Raw genomic sequence first — 21,757 nt, 5'->3', positions numbered from 1 at the left:
ATCGAGATGTTTTGGCGTTCTAAGTCCCTCTTTATGAGTAAATCATGGTCTTGTGTTCTTTTGGGAACATACATAGCTCACTAATATCGATAACTTACGCCTGATATTTATAAAATTTAAATTTAGTGAGTAATGTAGTTATGAAAATGGCCGTATTGGAATACAAAGTGTGTGGGATAGGTGACTGGATTAAGACAACGATCTCAAGTCGTTGTGCGTATGTGTTGGCTGTCGAATACAAACAGTTGGGTTGGCCTGCTAGAGTAAATGGTGAAGCAATATCAATCGATTAGTCTTGCGTTTGCTTTAGATTAATAATGAATGTTGAGATAAAAAAGAAGCTGGCAATATGCCAGCTTCTTTTCTTTTTAAGTGACACAAGTAAGGTTACTTGTTCACGTAATCTTTGAATTTTTGCTTAGTTTCAGCGTCTGCTTTGTCGTACCAGAAGTAGAGCATTTCTTCGGCCGTGTTAGCAGCGTTGGCATCAATCTTTGCTGGTAGTGTTACAGGTTGAACAACCGCTGCCGTTGCGCCAGCTGCTGTACCCATAGCTAACGCAGCAATGCCACCTTTTTGGTTGTATTCTTTCGCTTCTTGAGGGAACTTGCGACCAATCTGCATCCCATCTTTCATTAGTTTGTCTTGCTTAACACTGATTGCATTTTGGTTTTCATCAACCAATTTCCAATCTAGGTTATCAAAGCCTTTCTTCGCTTCAGCGGTATTGCGGTATTTAGGCATGTCGAATGTTAATGCGGCGTCAGCAGCGCTAAAAGTCGCAATAATAGCGTCGCTATCAACAAACTCACGGTCGTTACCTTTATCAAAAGCAAGTTGATATTGGAATACGATTTGGTTTTGACCATCAGGAACGGTTAGCGTTTTATGAGAAGAAAATAAGCTGCCATCTAGGTCAGGCTTAGCTTCGTTTACCGCTAGGATATCAACACTTGATGGAACTTGGATTTCAACGTCAGCTAATACTGCTGGTGCAGCAACAATAGCAGTAAGTAGGGCAATGCTTTGGATTGTCTTCATAATCATACAGTTGTTTATGGTTAGAGTAAGTCACGATCTCACGCAGGACGAAGTATTTCAAGTTACCGAGTCTCTATTTGGTAAAATTCACCGAAACTTAACGTAAGGATAAAACTTGAAAGCATAAACCGTGCTTAATAACGCGATATACAATGTCGCTAATCGTTATCGCCCCCCGTATTATTTCGATGCCTCATTTCCCGTTGTATTAGCTTGCTGATTGAGTTTTTGTATTAAGCGTGTGGCTTGGTGGCTGTTAACCATCAATCGATTGATCAGTTGCTGAAGTAATTCGGCCTCAGGCATTGTGTGATGCTCGGTTACCTGTTCTGCGGAAACTGCAAGCTCAAGTACCTCTGTCATCTCAAACCTTGATGCAATCGCTCTGACTGCATTTAAGGTTCTGCAGAGATCATCCGGTCTGGCGCTAGAAAATAACTCTATCAATTCGTCAATTTCGTTCTCTAACTCCTCGACGAGAGAGGTCAAGCATTCGAGTTTCTCACCTGTTTCCATCTTACCGCTAGTCAGCAATAGACTGCGCGAAACCTCTTCTTCTGTGAGTGGTAACTTGTTCTTCGGCAGACGTGTCAATATGGTGATATTGCTTTCATCTTTGTTTGGACGGTTGTGTACATTAGCCGAGTTATGTCGGTTAACCTCAAATTGGTGATGAAACTCATTAATGGCGTTTTGTAAGCTGTTTTTCTGCAATGGTTTGGTGAGTACGAAATCAGCCCCTGACAGAATAAATTCATCGTGCGCTTCTTTAAATACATCGGCTGTACAGGCGAAAACCACGGTAGTTAGCTTGAGCTCGTTGCGGATTTTTTGAATCGCCTCAATACCGCTCATGTTCGGCATGTGGTTGTCCATGATGATTAAGTCATATTGGTTTGAGGCTAGTTTGTCTAAAGCCTGTAAACCATCGTAAGCGTTCTCAACCGTTAAGTTGATAGATTCACAGAACTTTCTGATCACCATCGCGTTAATCTTGTTGTCTTCGACTAATAACACTGAGAAGTTATCGAGAGTCTGATGGGTTCGGATTGGTGTTTGAACAACGATTTTCTCTTCTAGTTCGTGCATTTCTAACGGCAAAGAGATAGCGAATTGAGTACCGGCATTCAGTTGGCTAGTGACTACAATGCTTCCGCCCATCAGTTCGACTAATTGTTTCACAATCGACAGTCCTAACCCTGTTCCGCCAAATTTACGTGTCGTTGAAAGCTCGGCTTGTTCAAAGGCTGTGAATATATGGTCGATCTTGTCTTCTGCAATGCCAATACCAGTGTCAGTCACCAATATATTCACGCTTGGCGGGGTTGTCGGTGCAATCAAAAACTCCACTTCGACCTTGCCTGACTCAGTAAATTTGACTGCATTACCTGCCAAATTAAATAAAATCTGACGGGTACGTGCAGGGTCTCCCACCAACTGAACATTGGCAGGGATGCTGTCCTTGATGACAAAATCGAGGCCTTTGTCAGTGGCAAGTGGTGTCAATGTTTTATCAAGGTGTGTAACCACGTCTTTGACTGAGAATGGGCTGTATTCAAGCTCCATTTTTCCTTGTTCAACCTTAGAAAAATCGAGAATGTCATTCAATATGGTAACGAGGTGTTGACCTGAATCGATGATGATTTGTGCTTGTTGGCGAGTGTCGGCGCTTTGTGAATCTTCTTTGATGATCTGGGCGATACCTAACACGCCATTCATTGGCGTTCGTAATTCATGGCTCATGGTGGCAAGGAATAATGACTTGGCTTCGTTGGCTTTTTCCGCTTTGTCTGCGGCTTCTTGATAAGAGAGGTTGTTTCGCTTTAATTCAAAGACGCGCAGGATAAAGAGGGTGAATGAGAAGGCAAAGGTGAGTAGCGCCAATGTGATGATGAGTTTAACGATGATGCTTTTAAGCTGGTCTTGAACATCGGTAAATTGATGTTCAATCTGCTCAAGGTATTCCATGCTATGGACCGAAAGCACTCGTGATAGCAGTTGGCTCTGTTGCTCATTAAGCTCAGTAAACGTTTTCGACAGGTTGGCCAAGTCTGAGTTTATGCCCTGATGTTGAATCTGTGTGCCTGCAAACAGCACGCTAGCGAGTAGCTCACTTTGAATATTTATGTTTGATGATGAGATCGCGTCAATATTGTGTGAGCCATTTCTTGAGCCAGTTTCTGTGAGTTGTAGAGTTAGGGATTGCAGAATGAATTGACGGGCAACACTCAATCCGACGAGGTTGTCTAGCGTATCCACGTTAGCTATAGAAGCGGTGTGGAAACGCTCAAGTAATTCCGGGGTTTGTAAGTCTCGAAAGAACACTGAGTGGATATTAGTACCTTGATAGCTACCTTTGAGCAATTGCAGTTCTTTTTCTAGGGCGACTAAATTTGCCGTTATTTGATAAGGGTTCGAGATCCCCGCGAGAGCCGCATTGGTTATCTGATCGCGCATTTCTAGTACTTCATGTCCGAGCTCACGGACAGATTCACCATATTTAGTGACTTTCTCATGCTCAAAATAGGTCAGCATGATAAAGCTGACTAAGCCCACAAATAGCGAGATAAACAGTAAAAAGATGAGTCTGATTTTATTCATTTTCAAACTCCACTAGTATTTGAGGGCGGTCACCGGTGAGGGTTTCTAGAAAGGTTTTGATGTCGCTAATGGTTTGGTCTTCAAATGTTTTTCCTAACTGGCTCTCTCCCATAATCTTAATCGCTTCTTCTAGCGTAGCGGTTTGTCCATCGTGAAAGTAGGGTGCTGTGATTGCGACGTTTCTAAGGCTAGCAACACGGAATAAGTGCTTGTCTTGTGGTTGAGCGGTAAACATAAAGCGACCTTGATCTTCACTTCGTTCGGAACCTGTTTTTGATAATCCAAAATATCCAAATCGCATCACCATACCCCCGCCAATATTGGTGCCTTGATGACAACGGATACAGCCCTCATTTTGAAAGGTTTCCCACCCCCGTTGTGCGGAGTCGGAAAGGGCATTTATATCCCCCCGTAAATATTGGTCAAATGGCGCATCTGGGGTGGTTAACCCCTGCATGAATTCAATCAACGCTAACTTTATTGATGCAGTTTCAATAGCTAGCTGTTCTGCTTGGAACATATTGATGTAGTCGTCCGATTGGGATACGTAATTGGTAATGAGTTCCCAATTGGAATCCATTTCATCGACGTTGTGTACAGGGCCGTCGATTTGGTCAGCAAGGTTGTTCACCCGACCATCCCAAAAGAATCGATAGTTAAAGACAGTGTTAAAAACGGTGAGTGAATTTCGCATCCCCGCTCCATTGACGCCGATAGACACAGGAATCACTTCAGCACCGTTAGTTTGTAAACTATGACAGCTTTCACAGCTGACACTGCGATTGGACGACAAATTCGGGTCTTTAAATAGTGCCCAACCTATTTTAGCCAATTCATGATCTATTTCGGGCGAGTGAGGAATAGGGAATATTTTTTGGTCTGAAAATACCGCCGGTTTCGTGTCTTGTGCATCTGAAGTGGAGATGTGGGCTGAAGAATGTGCGTCATTGTGGTCGCTTTCATGACGTTGATTCTCAATGGGTTCAAATAAAGCGTGCATGTCTGAAGGGGAGGCGTTATAGACCAGTATGGCGATTAAAACGCAAAGGACAGTTATACTTATTCCTGCAAAATATGGCGTTCTCATAACGTAAGTTCCATCTCAATTCCGATCATTTATTGACTCAAAATCCGTCTGAGCCTACTCATATTACGCGTTCTTAATATAAACCTAGTTTCACAATGGAAATGTTGCAAGCCCAAGAAATAGAACTTCGTTTGCTAGAAAGGGTTTTAAAAGAGGAGCCTAAGGCTTGGTACTTAGGGTTGTTAGGTAAGTTGATCGTTACAAGTACTTGGCTGCTCCAATTGCTTGAAGGACAAAAGACAGAAAAGCCGTGGTAGCGGTTGAGCTATCACGGCTTTGTCTTACTTTTATCAGCGCTAGCTAATAATTATTTAGCTTGTGCAGCGGCTGCTTCTAGTTGCTTAAGTTTACCTTGAAGCATGTAAGCATTCTGGTTGAAGTTACCAGGGTTCAGTACTTGGCTGTTCTGCATTGGGTAGTCAGGTAGCGTGTTCATGAACTCTTGTACTTTGCCGCCTACTGGTACGAATAGCCACATATTGTCTGCCATCCAACGTAGGTACATGCCAGATTCATGTGGTGCTTTTTCGAATGGGTCAGCACGTAGGTGTACAACTTGAGGCCAGTTTGGTTGGAAACGCACGGCGTTTGTGATGTTACCGTCCATAACTGCGAATGAGATCTTGAAGTCATTCCAACGTACCGCGTTTAACTCAGCGTTTGCAGAGAAGTAAAGCATGCTGTCACGAGGGCCTTTTTCTTCTTTACCTTCGAAGTAAGGTAGGAAGTTGTAACCATCTAGGTGCACACGCCAATTTTTGCCGTTGTAAGTCGCCCCTTTATCAGAAGCCAGTTTCTCAACCACTTTATCATCACCAGCGGCTGCTAGAAGAGTCGGGATCCAGTCTTGGTGGCTCATGATGTCGTTGATCTTAGTTCCCGGTTTGATAGTGCCAGGCCAGCGAACTAACTGAGGAACGCGCATACCGCCTTCGTAAGTTGTACCTTTTTCACCGTGGAAGTAAGTTGCACCACCATCAGGCCAAGATACTGTCTCTGCACCGTTATCGGTAGAGTAGATTACGATGGTGTTGTCTGCGATCTTAAGCTCATCAAGCTTGTCTAGAAGGATACCGACTTGGTCATCGTGCTCTAGCATGCCGTCTGCGTAGATGCTGATACCAGATTTACCTTGATACTTCTCTTGTAGACGAGTCCACACGTGCATACGAGTCGTGTTGTGCCAGATGAAGAATGGTTTGTCAGCTTTCACCGCTTTTTCCATGAATGCTAAAGATTCTTCTAGGAACTCTTCATCCGCGTGCTCCATACGCTTACGCGTCATAGGGCCTGTATCTTCAATCTTACCGTCCGAAGTCGACTTGATTACACCACGAGGGCCAAAGTTCTTACGGAACTCTGGGTCTTTAGGGTAGTAGTATGTTTCCGGCTCTTCTTCCGCATTTAGGTGATAAAGGTTACCAAAGAACTGGTCGAAACCGTGGTTCGTTGGAAGATGCTTATCTTGATCACCCATGTGGTTTTTACCGAACTGAGCTGTCATGTAGCCCTGTTCTTTAAGAAGGTCTGCGATAGTTGGAGCCCAATCAGGGATACCGTGGTCAGAGCCCGGCATACCGATAGTCAGTAGACCTGTACGGAAAGGTTCTTGACCGGTTAGGAATGCAGCACGGCCAGCAGTACACGATTGTTGACCGTAGTGGTCAGTAAATAGTGCGCCTTCGTTAGCAATACGGTCGATGTTAGGTGTTTCGTAACCCATCATACCGTTGTTGTATGCACTGATGTTGAATACACCAATGTCATCACCCCAGATAGCAAGAATGTTTGGTTTTTCTGCTGCTGTTGCCGCTGAAGAAGCTGCTAATAAGCCAACACCTAATGCTAGTTTATTAATTTTAGTACCCATAAGGACTCCGATTCACTTTTAAGATTAATGCGTTAGAGCAACGCATCGATGAGCAAATGTTATTCCCAAAATTCCGTTCCGTCCTTTTATAGTGCTTATAACCAATCGTTATGATGTCTAGTTAACCTATTGATTCATATCAGTTCCAGTGTGTTACTAGAATAACCCCTTAGTTTGCATGTGTGATCCTTATCATGTTTGATGCCGTAAATCTTATCGATGACTTCTGTATCCATATCTCAATAAAAATGACAAAAAGATTAATAGCTTAGGTAATCTCGCGTATGCGCAAAAAATGAACTATACGTTGTAGGGCAGGATGCAAATAACTTACGAAGAGGTTTCTATGACAGCGAAGTATGGCGCTAAACGTCGATTAGCGATTTTGGGTACAGCAATGATGGCCGCGTCTAGCGCCACTTTTGCAGCAGAAAAGCCAAATATATTGGTCATTTGGGGAGACGATATTGGTCAATCCAATGTGAGTGCGTACACATTTGGCTTAATGGGCTATCGCACTCCAAATATTGATAGCATCGCCAAAGAAGGCATGATGTTTACCGATTATTACGCTGAGCAGTCTTGTACCGCAGGTCGCTCAACGTTCATCACGGGTCAAAGTGTTCTTAGAACGGGTTTAAGTAAAGTAGGCCTTCCAGGAGCAGACATTGGTTTGCAAGCGGAGGATGCAACGATTGCAGAAATGCTTAAACCTATGGGTTACATGACAGGTCAATTTGGTAAAAACCACCTTGGCGATAAAGATGAATTCCTACCAACAGCTCACGGGTTTGACGAATTTTTTGGCAACCTTTACCACCTGAATGCTGAAGAAGAACCGGAGAATGAAGATTACCCAACTGATCCAGAGTTTCGTAAGAAATTTGGCCCTCGTGGTGTGATCAAATCATTCGCCGATGGCAAGATTGAAGATACCGGCCCACTAACGCGTAAGCGTATGGAAACGGTTGATGAAGAAACACTAGACGCGGCACTTGATTTCATGGATCGCGCAGTGAAAGCGGACAAACCATTCTTCGTTTGGTGGAACGCGACAAGAATGCACTTTAGAACGCACGTGCAGCCAGATAGCAAAGGCGTAACCGGCATCAGTAACTACGCCGATGGTATGGTTGAGCACGATCGACACGTTGGCCAACTATTGAAGCAAGTGGATGAGTTGGGAATCAAAGACAACACGATTGTTTTCTACTCAACGGACAACGGTCCACACATGAACTCTTGGCCTGATGCCGGTACAACGCCGTTCCGTGGTGAGAAAAACACCAACTGGGAAGGCGCATACCGTGTACCAGCAATGGTTCGTTGGCCAGGAAAGATTGAACCGGGCAGTGTTTCAAATGAAATCATGCACCACATGGACTGGATGCCAACCTTCGTTGCAGCTGCTGGTGATGATCAGATCAAAGAGAAACTACTGAAAGGCCATACTGCGGGTGATAAAACGTTTAAAGTGCACCTAGATGGTTACAACTTCCTTCCTTACCTAACCGGTGAAGAAGAGAAAGGCCGTCGTTCGGAGATCTTCTACTTTACCGATGACGGTGACCTTGCGGCACTTCGTTACAATCAATGGAAAGCGGTGTTCATGGAGCAGCGTGCAACGGGTACCATGCAAATCTGGGCAGAACCGTTTGTAACTTTACGTCTTCCTAAGCTGTTTAACCTCCGTATGGACCCATACGAAAACGCAGATATCACATCGAATACTTACTATGACTGGTTGTTAGACCATGCTTATATGTTCGTACCTGCACAAGCGTATGTTGGCAAGTTCTTAGAAACCTTTGCTGAATATCCACCACGTCAAAAAGCAGCGAGCTTTAGCTTGGATCAGGTTATGGAGAAACTTCAAGAGAACCATAATAAGTAAACTATTGCTTAGCTAAACTGATAACACGAAAGAGCTCCTAGGAGCTCTTTTTTTATGAGCATATCGATGAGTAGATATCAGTCGTGAATATGAATCACAACTATCGAGCCCACTGCCACTAAATAATTGTAATTTCATTGTTTTTACGTCTACCTTATTAAGCATAAGGATGTATAAAAACAAGGAATGTTATGTCTGCATGGTTGTGCTCACTAGTGAACGGATTGAAACACCAGCGAGTTGCAGTATTATCCGCAATGTTGTCTTTACCTATGTTGTCGACACTCAGTGTCAATGTGTATGCGAATGAACAAGCTCCAACGACCACTGAAGCTACGCTTATTGGTTCAGGAACTTTAGATGCCAGCTCTCCCAAGGCTACGTATGTCGGTTCTGAAGCATGCGTTGACTGTCACAGCGAAGAAGTGGAAGCGTGGCAAGGCTCTCATCATGATATGGCGATGAAACACGCGACTGATGAGTCCGTTTTGGGTGATTTCAACGATCAAACCGTGACTCATAAAGGAAAGCCCAACCGTTTTTTTCGTAAGGGAGAAGAGTTTTGGGTCAACATCGAAGGGCCGGACGGCCAATTCAAAGATTACAAAATCAGCTATACCTTCGCCTTTGAACCTCTGCAACAGTACATGGTTGAGTTTGAAGACGGACGCGTACAGTTGATTCCTTTCGCTTGGGACTCTCGCACCGAGGACGAAGGTGGCCAACGCTGGTTTCACCTTTACCCTGATACCACCAACACCGATGAGTTTTACTGGACCAACAGTGGCCAGAACTGGAACTTCATGTGTGCAGACTGCCATTCAACAAACCTAGAAAAGAACTACGACAGTGCAAGCAATACTTACAACACCACTTGGTCCGAGATTAATGTTGGTTGTGAAGCGTGTCATGGCCCTGCAAGCGAGCACGTTGAACAAGCCCAGCTAGCAAAAGCTAACGGTGGTAAGGATGCTCCAGTCTCGGCGCATTATGGGTTTGATCGCGACTTGTCGAAGTCAGTAAAAGAGTGGATCTATCAAGAGGGCAACTCAACCCTACAACCAAAAGACATCATCCATACCAATCAAGTTCAAACCTGTGCTCAGTGCCACAGCCGACGCACTCAGCTAAATGAAACAGGCGACCATGTTAACGGGTCATTCTTTGATAAATATCGCCTAAGCTTGATAACCCCTGAGCTTTATCACAATGATGGTCAAATCTACGATGAAGACTACGTTTACGGCTCTTTCTTACAATCGGTGATGGCAGAGAAAGGCGTTACTTGTACTAACTGTCACGATCCCCATACCGCTGAACTAAAAATTGCGGAAGAAGCTGTGTGTAGTCAATGTCACATGGCCTCTGAATACACGCCTGAAAAGCACACATTCCATGAAGCGAATACTGAGGCTTCACAATGTACCACTTGTCACATGCCAGAAACGACGTACATGGAAGTTGACCCAAGGCGTGACCACAGTTGGCATATCCCACGCCCTGATATCAGCCAACATATTAAAACACCGAACGTCTGTAGCAGTTGTCACGAAGATCAAACAGATCAGTGGGCTGATAAACAAATCGGTAAATGGTTCCCAGATTCTAAGTATCGCAACCAACAACATTTTGCTGTCGCCTTTTACGCGGATTCAATAGGGCACAGAGGAGCAGAAGATGCACTGGCATATTCAGCTCAGGATTCAAGTTTAAGCAACATCATTCGAGCATCAAGCTTAGAACGCTTGGGTGGCAACACGGGTAAGAACACGCTTATTTCATTGGCAAGAGCAGTGAAACACGACGATGAGATGATCCGTTTAGGCGTTGTGCAAGGTTCCTCAGGTTTTCCGTTTACTGATCGTTGGCAGATTCTAGAGCCACTATTGAAAGACCCTGTATTGTCGATTCGCTCAGAAACCGCAGGTGCGTTGGTGCGTAACTGGGGAGAAATGAACCCTCTACAGAAAGATCAAATCAAACCTGCATTGCAAGGGTACATTGAGATACAACAATTTAATGCCGACAGAGGGTTTGGACGTACGAACCTAGGTAATGTTTACCGCGATTTAGGTCAGCACGACAAAGCGATTGAGTTTTATCTAGGTGCTATCGACATTGAGCCTTACTTCGAGAACAGCTATGCCAACTTAGCTGATTTGTATCGAGCGCAAGGTAACGAAGCAAAAGCGCTGTCGACATTGAAGCAAGGTATTAAAGCTCAGCCGAAATCGAGTGTATTGCCGTACAGCGCAGGGTTATCTCTGCTTCGTGTGAAAGATTACGACCAAGCAACCGATTACCTTAAACAAGCCGCTGAAACTGCGCAAACCGACCCACAATATTGGTATGTGTACGGATTGGCTTTGGAGAAATCCGATGTGCTTGCGGCAAGTAAATCACTGCACAAGGCTTACCAATTTAGCCGTAACCCACAGCACCTGTATGCCCAGTGTGAAATCTTAGCGCGAAATTACCAACAACCCGGCGTACCCAAAGCGTTTGATCAATGTGTTTCGTCATTGAGCAAAGTGGCACCACCGGAGGCAATAGCGCAATTAAAATCTTCTATAAATTGATAGGTGTGGCGTGAGCAAATTCAAGTTGATTCTTGATTTGCTCTCGTAATTGCTGGTGGGCTGGATTTTTCTCATCTCGCTTATGGTAAACAAACTTATATGGGATGCGATCAACAGCAACAGGGCACTCAAGAACTTGCAACTTGAGTGCTTTACTCCACTTCATCGCAAACGAGCGAGCCACTACCCCCAAACAATCCCTTTGTGCTACATACATTGCCATTCCGGCAAGAGAAGAGGTAACCAGCTCTACATGCCGTTCTCGTAATGGCTCTTTTGCCAGCTGCTCGAAACCTGTGGTGTTATTCCATTTACCTGAAAAAATACAGTGACTCTCTTTGTAAAACTCATCTTTATTCAACGAACCTTGGATTCGAGGGTGCTCTTGACGACAAATAATCATGGCTGGCTCGTCGTATGCATCTTCGATAACAAAAGCTGAATCTTTAGTAATAATTGTGTCAATAATAAGGTCCATTTTTTGTTGGCGAATTTGTTCAAAAAGCACATATTTTTCTGGTGGCGATTCATGAAATGTCACGTTGCTTATGGGACTCAAGCTATGAAGCAAAGTCTCTGAACATCCGACTTGAAAGGAGGTACGTTCACTGATTGCGTTATCGATAATGCTTACAGCTTGACGAAATTGAGGCATTAACTGGTACGCAGTTGAAGTTGGTTGAATTCCGCGTCCTTGTTTAATGAATAGCTGTTTTCCTACTACTTGTTCTAACCGTTTTATCGAGGCGCTGACGGCGGGTTGCGTCAGTCCTAAATAATCGGCTGCTTTGGTGTAAGAGTGATATTCCGCCACGACTAAAAATGTTTGAATTAGATTTAGATCCATTCTTTAACCCATAAACTAAATTTATACTTCAACGTATTTTAACTCTATTTATCCGTTATTGAGCAAGGTTTATCGTAATTGAGTCTTGGTATTTTGACCCAAACCGAACTTTAGCCCGACGTTTTTATGGAGCTTATAATGCAAAAAAACGATAAAAAAACTCACAAGAAACTTATTTTAAACGCTTGTACGCTCGCACTTGGTGCAGCTTCTGGCACGGCCTATTCTGCAGAACAGCCCAATATCCTCGTCATATTTGGTGATGATGTAGGGTATTGGAATTTAAGTACTTACAATGGTGGAATGTTGGCTTACAGCACTCCTAATATCGATAGCATCGCAAAAGACGGAGCCAAATTTACCAATTTTTATGCACAACAAAGCTCTACTGCTGGACGTTCTGCATTTATCACTGGTCAAATGCCGAAACGAACAGGCCTTACTAAAGTTGGGTTACCGGGAGCCAAAGAAGGGATTTCAGAGAAAGATCCTACTATTGCGACGTTATTGCGAGATCTAGGTTATGCGACAGGCCAGTTTGGCAAAAACCACCTAGGCGACCGAGACGCTCACTTGCCTACAAAACATGGTTTTGAAGAGTTCTTTGGAAACCTCTATCACTTAAATGCAGAGGAGGAGCCTGAGAATGATGATTATCCGCAAGACCCTGAATTCAAGAAAAAGTTTGGGCCTCGTGGAGTAATTCATTCTTATGCAGACGGCAAGGTAGAAGATACTGGACCTTTGACTCGTAAGCGCATGGAAACCATAGACGATGAATTTTTAGAAGCAACAGAGCAGTTTATCGAGAAGCAAGTTAAATCTGATAAACCGTTCTTCACTTGGTTCAATACCACTCGTATGCACAACTTCACTCATGTTCCTGAAGAGTACAAAGGTAAAACTGGCGCGGGTTTTTATGCAGACGGAGTGAAGCAACACGATGACCAAATTGGCCATCTGTTAGATAAAATCAAAGAGCTTGGAGTCGACGATAATACGATTGTTGTTTACACCACCGATAACGGACCGATGATCAATCTATGGCCAGATGCTGGCATGACTCCATTCCGAAGTGAGAAAAATACTGGTTGGGAAGGCGGATTCCGTGTTCCTGCATTGATAAAGTGGCCAGAACAGATCGAAAAAGGCAGTACGTTTAATGGCATCGTTTCTCTAGAAGATTTTCTACCAACGTTAGTTGCTGCCGCGGGCAACAGCAATGTGAAAGAAGAGTTGCTTGAAGGTAAGAAAGTCGGAGGTATAACCTACAACGTTCACCTTGATGGATATAACCAACTCCCTTATTTAACAGGAAAAACAGATGAGTCTGCACGTAACGAATTTGTCTATTGGAGCGACGATGGTGATTTACTCGCACTTCGTTATGGTAAGTACAAATACCACTTCGCTATTCAAGAAAATGAAACTGGATTAGATATTTGGAAAAAACCGTTCACTAAGCTTCGTGTTCCTCAATTTTACGATTTGAGTATTGACCCATTTGAACGTGGTGACACGGGAATGGGCTACGATCGTTGGATGTACGAACGTAGTTTCTTGATGATGCCTGCGGTAGAAAAAGTGAAACAGGTCATGGATACATTTGAAGATTACCCACCACGAATGGCTCCAGGCTCGTTCGTCCCTAAATAATTCATTTATTAACAGTGCCTTAATTCGTTCAAATAAGATTATTAGGGCGCTGCTTCTTTATCTGCTTTCGAGATAGTTCTCTATGAAAAAACAAACTCACATCCACACGACTCAAATGGATCTAACGCCATTAAAAACCGCATTTCCAAACGACGGCAATAACCATGTCGATAGACGTTTTCACGTTATGGCTAAACCGGGTGGAGCAAAATGCAACATCGATTGCCAATACTGCTTCTATTTGCACAAGGACGAATTGCTCAACCAAAGCAAACAGCCAAAGATGGATGATGCGACACTTGAGGCATTTATAAAGAGTTATATCGAAAGCCACGATGGTGAAGAAGTGGTGTTTTCATGGCAAGGTGGAGAACCAACGTTATTGGGCTTGGATTACTTTAAAAAGATCGTTGAACTTCAAAGAAAGCACGCGATAACGGGAATGAGGATCGAGAACGATTTACAAACCAATGGGTTATTGTTGAATAAAGATTGGTGTGAGTTTTTGGTCGAACATAGCTTTCTAGTTGGTCTTTCGATTGATGGCCCCGAATTTATTCATGATAAATACCGCAAGACACGAAGTGGAAAACCCACATTTAAACGTGTGATACAAGCAGTTAATTTGATGAAAGAATATAAGGTGCCTTTTAACGCGTTAGTCACAGTGAACCGTTTTAATTCGCAATATCCATTAGAAGTTTACCGGTTTCTCACACGAGAACTTGGCGTAACGTATATACAGTTTTCTCCGTGTGTTGAGCCTCGTTCTTTTGAGAAAATCGCGCCGCACTTTTGGAAAGAGAACATGCAACCTGGCGTTGGTTCAGAACTCGCTAAACCAGGAAACCTAATGTCGGTTGTTACCGATTGGTCGGTTGATGCATCAGAATGGGGGAAATTCCTTGTCGTAGTTTTCAATGAATGGGTAAATAACGATTTTGGCCGAGTGTTAGTTAACTTGTTTGAAACCGCAGTGGCGCAAGTCATGGGAATGCCTGCGCAACTATGTGTTACGGCTGAATTCTGCGGAAAAGGTTTAGCAATTGAACATAATGGCGATGTGTTTAGTTGTGACCATTATGTGTATCCCGAATATCGACTTGCCAATATCAATGAGCGCCCGCTAAATGAGATAGCTATTTCGACTCGTCAATACAGTTTTGGTATGGCTAAAAAGTCGTCACTCCCTCAATACTGTTTAAATTGTGAATATTTGAAGTACTGTTGGGGAGAATGTCCAAAAAATCGGTTACTTACAGCGCCAAATGGCGAAGCTGGTCTAAACTATTTATGTCCGGGGATAAAAATGTTCTTCGAACATGCATTGCCAATCTTAGTCGGTATATCGACGCTACTAAAGTCTTCTAACTCAAGTGAATATAGCGAATATAACTTTTAGTTATTACCTTCGACTTTATACTTAAACTTTAATGCTCAGGCTTCTGAAAATTGTATAGGTAGACTATGAACCATGCGCAACAAGCAATAAACCAACTGATTGAAGAGACAGAGAAAAGTGTTATCGGTCAGAGTCACGTCGTTCGTGCTCTCGTTATAGGGTTATTGACCAATGGCCATGTGCTTCTAGAAGGGCTTCCCGGTACTGCGAAAACTCGCTCGGTGAAGTCATTGGCGAATCTACTGAACACCAGTTTTGGTCGAATTCAGTTTACGCCTGACCTGTTGCCATCAGATGTAACTGGTACAGAAGTGTATCAAGAGCTTGATGGCAAGCCTCAGCTGCATTTCCAACCGGGTCCTATTTTCAATAGCATCGTTCTGGCCGATGAAGTAAACCGTGCGCCCGCAAAGGTACAAGCGGCACTGCTTGAAGCGATGGCGGAAGGGACGATAACTGTGGGTGGCCAAACTCACATCCTTCCAGATTTGTTCATGGTATTAGCGACTCAAAACCCGGTTGAACAAGAAGGTACGTATCCGCTGCCTGAGGCGCAAATGGACCGTTTCATTATGAAAGTGACGGTCGACTACCCAGAAGACGAAGCGGAGCGTGACATCATTCGATTGGTGCGCAGTGAAGAATTGGGCAGCGAGACGAGTTCAGAATTAGTCACACCACAGCATATTGAACCTGAATTGGTACTTGAAGCGCGTCGCCAACTTCCTGATATTGCTGTTTCTGATTTAGTCGAAAACTACATTGTGGCTTTGGTTATGGCGACTCGTAAGCCAGAGCGTTACCCAGAATCAAACTTGTCTAAATGGATTGAGATTGGTTCCAGCCCACGTGCTTCCATCGCGTTGGATAAATGTGCTCGCGCTTATGCATGGCTTCAAGGACGTGACTATGTCACGTTAGACGATGTGCGAGCGATGCTACCTACCGTGTTAGGTCACCGATTCTCGTTGTCTTATGACGCATTGGCCGATGGTGTTGACCATCAAAGAGTGGTTGAAGAACTGCTTGATAATGTTGAGATCGGATAACAAGGGGGCGTCATGGCGAAGCCAACACAAGCTCCCAAACCGCAAGGCCTTGATCCACGATTGTACTGTGATTATTCAAGGTTAGTGCGAATTCAGGCTCAAGCTGAGTCGTTTTCTCTGTTGCCTCATCTAAAGGCGGGCAGTGTATTGTCGGGTCGACATAATTCCTTGTTTCGCGGTCGTGGTTTGAATTTTGAGGAATTACGTCATTACCAATTGGGGGATGATATCCGTAATCTCGATTGGAAAGTTACGATGCGAACGGGTAAGCCTCATGTTCGTAGCTATACCGAAGAGAAAGACCGAAATGTAATGATCTGTGTCGATCAGCGCAGTTCGATGTTCTTTGCTTCTCAAAACACCATGAAATCGGTTGTTGCGGCCGAAGTCGCGGCATTGTGTGGATGGCGAGTCCTGAAAGATGGTGACCGGGTCGGCTTTGTTTTAGCTTCTCATCAAAAACTCTTCCACACCAAAGCACAGCGTTCACAGTCTGATTTACTGGCTCAGTTAAAGCACCTTACTAAAGCAAATCAAAGTTTAGACGTGAGTGTGAGTGACAGCGAAGGAGTCGGGTTCAGTCAATGGATTGAACTGATAAAACGAATGAGATTAAAGCAGTCGACCTTAATCTTTATTAGCGATTGGCGCGACTGCCAAGAACAACATCTAGACCGACTAAAGCAGTTACAGCAACACAACGATATCTTGGCCATAATGGTTACAGACCCATTGGAACAATCATTACCTCAAGATCTCGCAAGCGCAAATTGGGTGGTGGGTGATGGTCGCTTTCAACTTAATCTCGATAGCCAATCTAAGGTTAACCTCGCAAGTGAAAGCCTTGCTCAAAAGGCTGCACTTCAGAAACAGTCCCTTGCTAAATTAATGGCGATGAAAAACCTCCCTTATATCGAATTAGATACGTCTGGAACTCATATTTCTCAGCTTCAAAAGCTGGTGGGAGGGCGTTAGATGGCCGTTGAACATACGCCTCCAAGTACTTATATCCTTCGCGATCTGCACGATGTCACCATTCCCGAGAGCGTGAGCTGGATGCCGCAAACTATTGGCTGGAAGATCCTTGGCGTCATTCTGTTATTGGTCGCTATCTATCTGGCTTATCGCTTGGCGCAGAGATGGTGGAATAACCGTTATCGCAAAGAAGCGCTTCAAGAACTCATGGTATTGGATGCACGAGATAAAAACTCAACAGAGCGAACCTTCAAGGTGCTTAAAGTGGTACTTCGTTACCTAGACAGCAGCAATGCAAAGTTGTTTGGCCAAGCTTATGTGAACCGTTTGAATGCCTATCTGCCTGTTAGCGCTAACACCAGTGAAAACAGCAATGCGTTCTTTGCCGATGAAGTCTCGGAATTATGGATGCAGAGCCTAATTGACCCTAATGTACGTTTGAGCTTTGAACAGCGTTTAGAGGTGATTGAAACCGCGATGATGTGGCTAAAACTCCATAAGCCGGATGTACAAGCAAAACCAGAGGGGCAAGATAATGTTTGATAGTTTATCTGCCAGCTTTGAATTCGCGCACCCATTGTGGTTTATCGCTCTACCTTTGCCTTTACTTGTTTATTTTGCCGTACCTGCTTATCGCACTAAACAAATGGCCATCAAGGTGCCATTTTTCAGTGAGTTGGTAGAGGCGATTGGCGAGGCTCCATCAGAAGGAGCAAGCCAATTAACACCAAGCTGGTGGCAACGCACTACGCTGATCATTACCTGGGTATTAGTGATCTGCGCATTAGCGAAACCAACCATTCTTGGTGAGCCGCAAGTTCGTGAACAATTAGGTCGTGACGTGATGGTGGTTGTTGATTTGTCTGGCTCAATGGCTGAACAAGATTTTACCTCTAAACAAGGGGATAAAATCTCTCGCTTAGATGCGACCAAAGAAGTGTTAGCCGATTTTGCAAAAACCAGAAAAGGGGACCGACTCGGTTTGATCCTGTTTGGTGATGCGGCGTTTGTACAAACACCGTTTACTGCTGATCAAGATGTCTGGCTTGAACTGCTTAATCAAACCGATGTCGCGATGGCAGGGCAAAGCACGCACTTAGGTGATGCGATTGGCTTGGCGATTAAGGTGTTTGAACAAAGCGGAAAGCAGAGTGTTGCGGTTCAAGATTCAAGTATTGATGCGAACGTGAAAGAGAAAGTTGTGATTGTGCTAACTGATGGCAATGATACTGGAAGCTTTGTCGAACCTATCGATGCCGCGAAAGTCGCCAAGGCGAAAGGCGTTCGTATTCATGTTATCGCTATGGGCGACCCGCAAACCGTGGGAGAAGTGGCCTTGGATATGGAAACCATCAAACGTGTAGCGCAAGAATCCGGTGGTGAAGCCTTTGAAGCGCTCAACCGAGATGAACTGACTAAAGCCTACGCTCAAATCGGTGAACTAGAGCCTCAGCTGTATGAGAGTACGACTTATCGTCCTAAACAGGGGTTACATCATTACTTGATGGCGATTGTTGTTGTGATGTACTTGACTGCGTTTAGCTTGGCGACAATCCGTAGAAGATCGCTTTTGGTTTCTTCAAAGAAAAATCTGAAAGGAGAGAACGATGCCTGATTCTCTCATGTTGCAACAATTCTTTACTCAGTTTCACTTTATTCGACCATTGTGGTTATTGGCCTTTATTCCGATGTTCTTCCTGTTATGGGTTCGTTGGAGAGAAGAAACGAAGCCGACATGGAAAGACATTCTTCCCGCGCATTTACGTGATGCCTTGACCATTGGTGAAACAGGCTGGCGTAAGCAGCTGCCATTGAAGCTATTGGTGGTAATTGTAACGATCGCCATCATTATCTGTTCTGGCCCAACATGGCAGCGTGAGGCTTCGCCTTTTGGTGAAGACAAAGCGTCGATGTTGGTTGTGCTTGATAACAGCGAATCCATGCTGGCGAAAGACTTACCACCGAGTCGCTTGGAACGATCTAAGCAGAAAGTTAGAGATTTACTGGCAGCGCGCAAGGGCGGTAACACAGGTTTGGTTGTGTATGCGGGCAGTGCCCACGTTGCAATGCCTGTGACTCAAGACAGCAAGGTATTCGAACCGTTTCTAGCGGCTATCACACCAGACATCATGCCTGTATCAGGTAAGTCAGCAGAAGAAGCGTTGCCACTCATAAATCAGCAATTGTCTGGTGAGCTAGGTTCGTCAGTGTTGTTGGTATCGGATGGTGTAAATCCAAGTACCATCAGAGCGTTCGAGAGCTTCTTTAACGACAACCCATATCAGTTGCTCATTCTAGCCGCAGGAAACAGTAATGTGGTGAGCGATAACCCTGTCGACCTAGATTCACTGCGCAGTTTGGCTAATAAGACAGGTGGACGACTGATCGAAGTGACCGTTGATGATTCGGATATCCAACAACTGAACAGAGCGGTTGAAAGAAACATGCAACTCAACGGTGAGTCTTCAATGCCTTGGAAAGACATGGGATACGGACTACTTATTCCAATGGCTATCATTATGTTGTTGTGGTTCAGAAAAGGGTGGTTGGTTCAGTGGTGTGTTGTTGGCGTGCTGATTACAGGTAGTGTGTATTCTCCAAGCACCTTAGCGAAAACAGTCAACTTAACCGCTGAGAAACCCGTCGTGGTGGAGTCGGTTACGGTTTGGGATAAAACAGCCCAATGGTGGTGGGACTTATGGTTAACGCCCGACCAGCAAGGCCAACGTTTGTTGAACCAGAAGGAATACCTTGAAGCGGCAAAACATTTTACTGATCCAATGAGAAAAGGCGCGGCTTACTACTATGCTCGTGATTTTAAGTTAGCTCACAGTGCGTTCTTGCAAACCAAAACTGATCTTGGTTTATACAACGCGGCGAGCGCGTTAGCCAGGCAGCGAGAATACCTTGCCGCGCGAGACCTTTTGAAGTCATTAAGCGAGAAAGAGGGTCTGTCACCAGAACTAAGAACGGATGTGGAGAACAATCTTGCTGTGCTTAGTGGCATTGTCGAAGAAGTTAATCGTACCAGTGAAAGCCAATCAGGCACAACTGATGGCCCTGAAGAATCTTTAGAATTGGATGACGACCAGCCGCGCACGGGTGATGGTGCAGAAGAAGAAACGGTCGCAGAATTGATGCTTAAGGAAACACTTAACGCGAATGAGATTTTGGGCAGCCAAGAACTTGCCGACAAGTGGTTGAAGCGCGTAGAAGCCGATCCTAAGTTCTTCTTGAAATCCAAATTCCAAATTCAGTTAAGAGATCCTGCGCCTTCGGTCGAGCAGATGCCAAAACAAGAACAGGCGCCAAAACAGGAGCAAACACAATGAGTCGATATGATTTAGCTCTTGAAGTGGTTCAAACAAAGGTAGAGCGCTCAGAGTTCTTTAAACTAACCAAGACCTTGCTTGTGTCGATGGTTCTATTGATTAACACTGTTTTCCCTACTCTTGCTTCTGCGGCTGATATCTATGATCTGCAGAAGAGCGGTGATGTAGAACTGATCGCTTGGGTTGGAGAAAAACCGAAGTCAGGCGATAAGATAACGCCAGCAAAAGTCAGCGTTAATGAGCAAGTGATTTTGAACATTGAGGTAGCGACCCCTCGTTGGCTTACGGGTGGTACGCGAATTGGCAGCATCGAAATCCCCAATGTAATTGCAAAGCAGCGTAACCAATTAGCGACGAACTACACTGAACGTGTGGATGGCACTACATGGTCACGCCAACGTTGGGAAGTGACGCTTTATCCGATGACTTCTGGCGAGTTTGTGATTCCAACCGTACCGGTTCGTATTCAAGTGTCAGCACCTGATGGCTCAAACGTAGGTGGTACGCTTTACACGCAGCCGATTAAGTTTGAAGCCTCATTACCGTCTGGTTTGTTGAGCGATGAATCGCCTTGGTTTTCTGCGACAGACGTGGATGTAGAACAGCAATGGCAACGTTCGAGCGAAGACCTAAAAGTGGGTGATGCGGTTACTCGAACCGTGACGATCAAAGCGAAAGACAGTTTGTCGGTGTTACTTCCCAATGTGTTGACCAATGAATCCACTCAGCAATATCAAGCCTACCCGCAGCCCAATCGTTTAGATGACACACAAGAACGTGGTGACTACCGTTCCAGTAGAATTGAAGAGACGGTTTATGTGATTCAGCAAGGTGGTGAATTTACCTTGCCGGAGTTCACATTCCAGTGGTGGGACAGCAAAAATCAGCGTCTTGAGAGCGTGGTAATAAAAGGCGAAGTGTTTGAAGCAAAACACACAGTCCAATCCTTCATCAAAGCTTACATGTCGGTCTTTAAAAGCGTTGGTTTGGCAGTGGTGTTATGTGGCATGTTATTCGTCGCGGCGAAGCGCTATTACAAAAACCGACCAACACCAAGCTGGTTGGTATTGCGTCGTTTGCTTAAGAAAAATAATTGGCCAGCATTGAGAACCTTTATCTATCGTCAATTGCGCAGAGACACCGCTCAATTGGAATTGGGTAAAGCGAGCGAACAAAAGCGTTGGCTAGAAGATAGTGAAGCGCTTCAGCAAGGGCGTGAAGATAGAAACGTATTTTCTCGTTTATGGAAAGGCTTACGTAACTTACCCAGCGACAAATTAATCCCAAGTAACTCTCGTTCGATTTTTGACCGATTGAGAATCCCTAAAGCTTTGCCAGACTTAAAAGACAAAACCTAGTTTTATGCGAAGGTTAAACGAGTTGTTCGATGAGAAACATAGCCGTTTGGTATAAAAAGTGCTGCG

Annotated in this window: 16 protein-coding genes; 11 read left to right on the top strand and 5 right to left on the bottom strand. The window is 44.5% G+C overall.

The window, feature by feature from the left end; genetic code table 11:
- The first annotated feature begins 140 nt into the window (after positions 1-140).
- Positions 141-293, top strand: a complete 153-nt coding sequence (locus OW495_RS02705) for a hypothetical protein (protein ID WP_198599763.1) — start codon at positions 141-143, stop codon at positions 291-293.
- A 94-nt stretch (positions 294-387) separates the two neighbouring features.
- Here OW495_RS02705 and OW495_RS02700 read toward each other — a convergent pair whose 3' ends face one another.
- From OW495_RS02700 to OW495_RS02685, 4 genes are all read right to left on the bottom strand, one after another.
- Positions 388-1,041 carry a DUF2057 family protein gene (locus OW495_RS02700; RefSeq protein ID WP_020477300.1) on the bottom strand — a complete coding sequence of 218 codons (654 nt, stop codon included), beginning with the start codon at positions 1,039-1,041 and terminating at the stop codon, positions 388-390.
- Between the two features lie 180 nt (positions 1,042-1,221).
- A complete protein-coding gene (locus OW495_RS02695) occupies positions 1,222-3,642 on the bottom strand; it encodes an ATP-binding protein (RefSeq protein ID WP_102512697.1) in 2,421 nt (806 codons plus the stop codon).
- Entirely contained in the window at positions 3,635-4,729 is a 1,095-nt protein-coding gene (locus tag OW495_RS02690; RefSeq protein WP_102512696.1) for a cytochrome c peroxidase, read from the bottom strand. Before OW495_RS02690 ends, OW495_RS02695 begins: the two co-directional genes overlap by 8 nt.
- A gap of 307 nt (positions 4,730-5,036) precedes the next feature.
- The gene (locus tag OW495_RS02685; protein ID WP_099166670.1) at positions 5,037-6,599 is read right to left on the bottom strand and encodes an arylsulfatase; all 1,563 of its coding nucleotides are present in this window, start codon (positions 6,597-6,599) and stop codon (positions 5,037-5,039) included.
- Between the two features lie 346 nt (positions 6,600-6,945).
- On the opposite strand from OW495_RS02685, the gene OW495_RS02680 reads away from it, so the two are divergent.
- On the top strand, positions 6,946-8,493 hold the full coding sequence (locus OW495_RS02680) for an arylsulfatase (protein WP_029222847.1): 1,548 nt from the start codon (positions 6,946-6,948) through the stop codon (positions 8,491-8,493).
- Between the two features lie 191 nt (positions 8,494-8,684).
- Positions 8,685-11,072, top strand: coding sequence for a tetratricopeptide repeat protein (locus OW495_RS02675; protein ID WP_102512695.1), 2,388 nt, complete (start codon positions 8,685-8,687; stop codon positions 11,070-11,072).
- On the opposite strand, the gene OW495_RS02670 is transcribed toward OW495_RS02675, so the two are convergent.
- On the bottom strand, positions 11,062-11,919 hold the full coding sequence (locus tag OW495_RS02670; protein ID WP_102282259.1) for a LysR family transcriptional regulator: 858 nt from the start codon (positions 11,917-11,919) through the stop codon (positions 11,062-11,064). The genes OW495_RS02675 and OW495_RS02670 overlap by 11 nt on opposite strands.
- Positions 11,920-12,057: 138 nt before the next feature.
- Here OW495_RS02670 and OW495_RS02665 point away from each other — a divergent pair, with 138 nt between their 5' ends.
- The 8 genes from OW495_RS02665 (at position 12,058) to OW495_RS02630 (ending at position 21,691) form a co-directional block, all read left to right on the top strand.
- A complete protein-coding gene (locus tag OW495_RS02665; RefSeq protein ID WP_102512694.1) occupies positions 12,058-13,575 on the top strand; it encodes an arylsulfatase in 1,518 nt (505 codons plus the stop codon).
- Positions 13,576-13,657: 82 nt separating this feature from the next.
- Positions 13,658-14,977 (top strand): anaerobic sulfatase maturase, encoded by a 1,320-nt coding sequence (locus OW495_RS02660; protein ID WP_102282261.1) that lies wholly within the window; start codon positions 13,658-13,660, stop codon positions 14,975-14,977.
- 65 nt (positions 14,978-15,042) lie between these two features.
- Entirely contained in the window at positions 15,043-16,026 is a 984-nt protein-coding gene (locus OW495_RS02655) for a MoxR family ATPase (protein WP_102512693.1), read from the top strand.
- 12 nt (positions 16,027-16,038) lie between these two features.
- On the top strand, positions 16,039-17,001 hold the full coding sequence (locus OW495_RS02650; protein WP_065104776.1) for a DUF58 domain-containing protein: 963 nt from the start codon (positions 16,039-16,041) through the stop codon (positions 16,999-17,001).
- Positions 17,002-17,544 (top strand): DUF4381 domain-containing protein, encoded by a 543-nt coding sequence (locus tag OW495_RS02645; RefSeq protein ID WP_102512692.1) that lies wholly within the window; start codon positions 17,002-17,004, stop codon positions 17,542-17,544.
- Complete coding sequence (locus tag OW495_RS02640) at positions 17,537-18,616, top strand: VWA domain-containing protein (RefSeq protein ID WP_102512691.1); 1,080 nt, start codon at positions 17,537-17,539, stop codon at positions 18,614-18,616. Before OW495_RS02645 ends, OW495_RS02640 begins: the two co-directional genes overlap by 8 nt.
- Entirely contained in the window at positions 18,609-20,333 is a 1,725-nt protein-coding gene (locus OW495_RS02635) for a VWA domain-containing protein (protein ID WP_102512690.1), read from the top strand. Before OW495_RS02640 ends, OW495_RS02635 begins: the two co-directional genes overlap by 8 nt.
- On the top strand, positions 20,330-21,691 hold the full coding sequence (locus tag OW495_RS02630; protein WP_289884821.1) for a BatD family protein: 1,362 nt from the start codon (positions 20,330-20,332) through the stop codon (positions 21,689-21,691). The genes OW495_RS02635 and OW495_RS02630 overlap by 4 nt, the downstream gene beginning before the upstream one ends.
- Positions 21,692-21,757 lie beyond the last annotated feature (66 nt).

The organism is Vibrio sp. 14N.309.X.WAT.E.F5, from assembly GCF_030397615.1.
Classification (GTDB): Bacteria; Pseudomonadota; Gammaproteobacteria; order Enterobacterales; family Vibrionaceae; genus Vibrio; species Vibrio lentus.
This window is presented reverse-complemented; position numbering and strand designations above follow the sequence as displayed.

Excerpts from the sequence above, each read along its gene's own strand:
- OW495_RS02685 (WP_099166670.1), bottom strand. The coding sequence starts at position 6,599 with ATGGGTACTAAAATTAATAAACTAGCATTAGGTGTTGGCTTATTAGCA.
- OW495_RS02630 (WP_289884821.1), top strand. The coding sequence starts at position 20,330 with ATGAGTCGATATGATTTAGCTCTTGAAGTGGTTCAAACAAAGGTAGAG.
- OW495_RS02635 (WP_102512690.1), top strand. The coding sequence starts at position 18,609 with ATGCCTGATTCTCTCATGTTGCAACAATTCTTTACTCAGTTTCACTTT.
- OW495_RS02675 (WP_102512695.1), top strand. The coding sequence starts at position 8,685 with ATGTCTGCATGGTTGTGCTCACTAGTGAACGGATTGAAACACCAGCGA.
- OW495_RS02655 (WP_102512693.1), top strand. The coding sequence starts at position 15,043 with ATGAACCATGCGCAACAAGCAATAAACCAACTGATTGAAGAGACAGAG.
- OW495_RS02670 (WP_102282259.1), bottom strand. The coding sequence starts at position 11,919 with ATGGATCTAAATCTAATTCAAACATTTTTAGTCGTGGCGGAATATCAC.
- OW495_RS02705 (WP_198599763.1), top strand. The coding sequence starts at position 141 with ATGAAAATGGCCGTATTGGAATACAAAGTGTGTGGGATAGGTGACTGG.
- OW495_RS02660 (WP_102282261.1), top strand. The coding sequence starts at position 13,658 with ATGAAAAAACAAACTCACATCCACACGACTCAAATGGATCTAACGCCA.
- OW495_RS02700 (WP_020477300.1), bottom strand. The coding sequence starts at position 1,041 with ATGAAGACAATCCAAAGCATTGCCCTACTTACTGCTATTGTTGCTGCA.
- OW495_RS02680 (WP_029222847.1), top strand. The coding sequence starts at position 6,946 with ATGACAGCGAAGTATGGCGCTAAACGTCGATTAGCGATTTTGGGTACA.
- OW495_RS02645 (WP_102512692.1), top strand. The coding sequence starts at position 17,002 with ATGGCCGTTGAACATACGCCTCCAAGTACTTATATCCTTCGCGATCTG.
- OW495_RS02640 (WP_102512691.1), top strand. The coding sequence starts at position 17,537 with ATGTTTGATAGTTTATCTGCCAGCTTTGAATTCGCGCACCCATTGTGG.
- OW495_RS02690 (WP_102512696.1), bottom strand. The coding sequence starts at position 4,729 with ATGAGAACGCCATATTTTGCAGGAATAAGTATAACTGTCCTTTGCGTT.
- OW495_RS02650 (WP_065104776.1), top strand. The coding sequence starts at position 16,039 with ATGGCGAAGCCAACACAAGCTCCCAAACCGCAAGGCCTTGATCCACGA.
- OW495_RS02665 (WP_102512694.1), top strand. The coding sequence starts at position 12,058 with ATGCAAAAAAACGATAAAAAAACTCACAAGAAACTTATTTTAAACGCT.
- OW495_RS02695 (WP_102512697.1), bottom strand. The coding sequence starts at position 3,642 with ATGAATAAAATCAGACTCATCTTTTTACTGTTTATCTCGCTATTTGTG.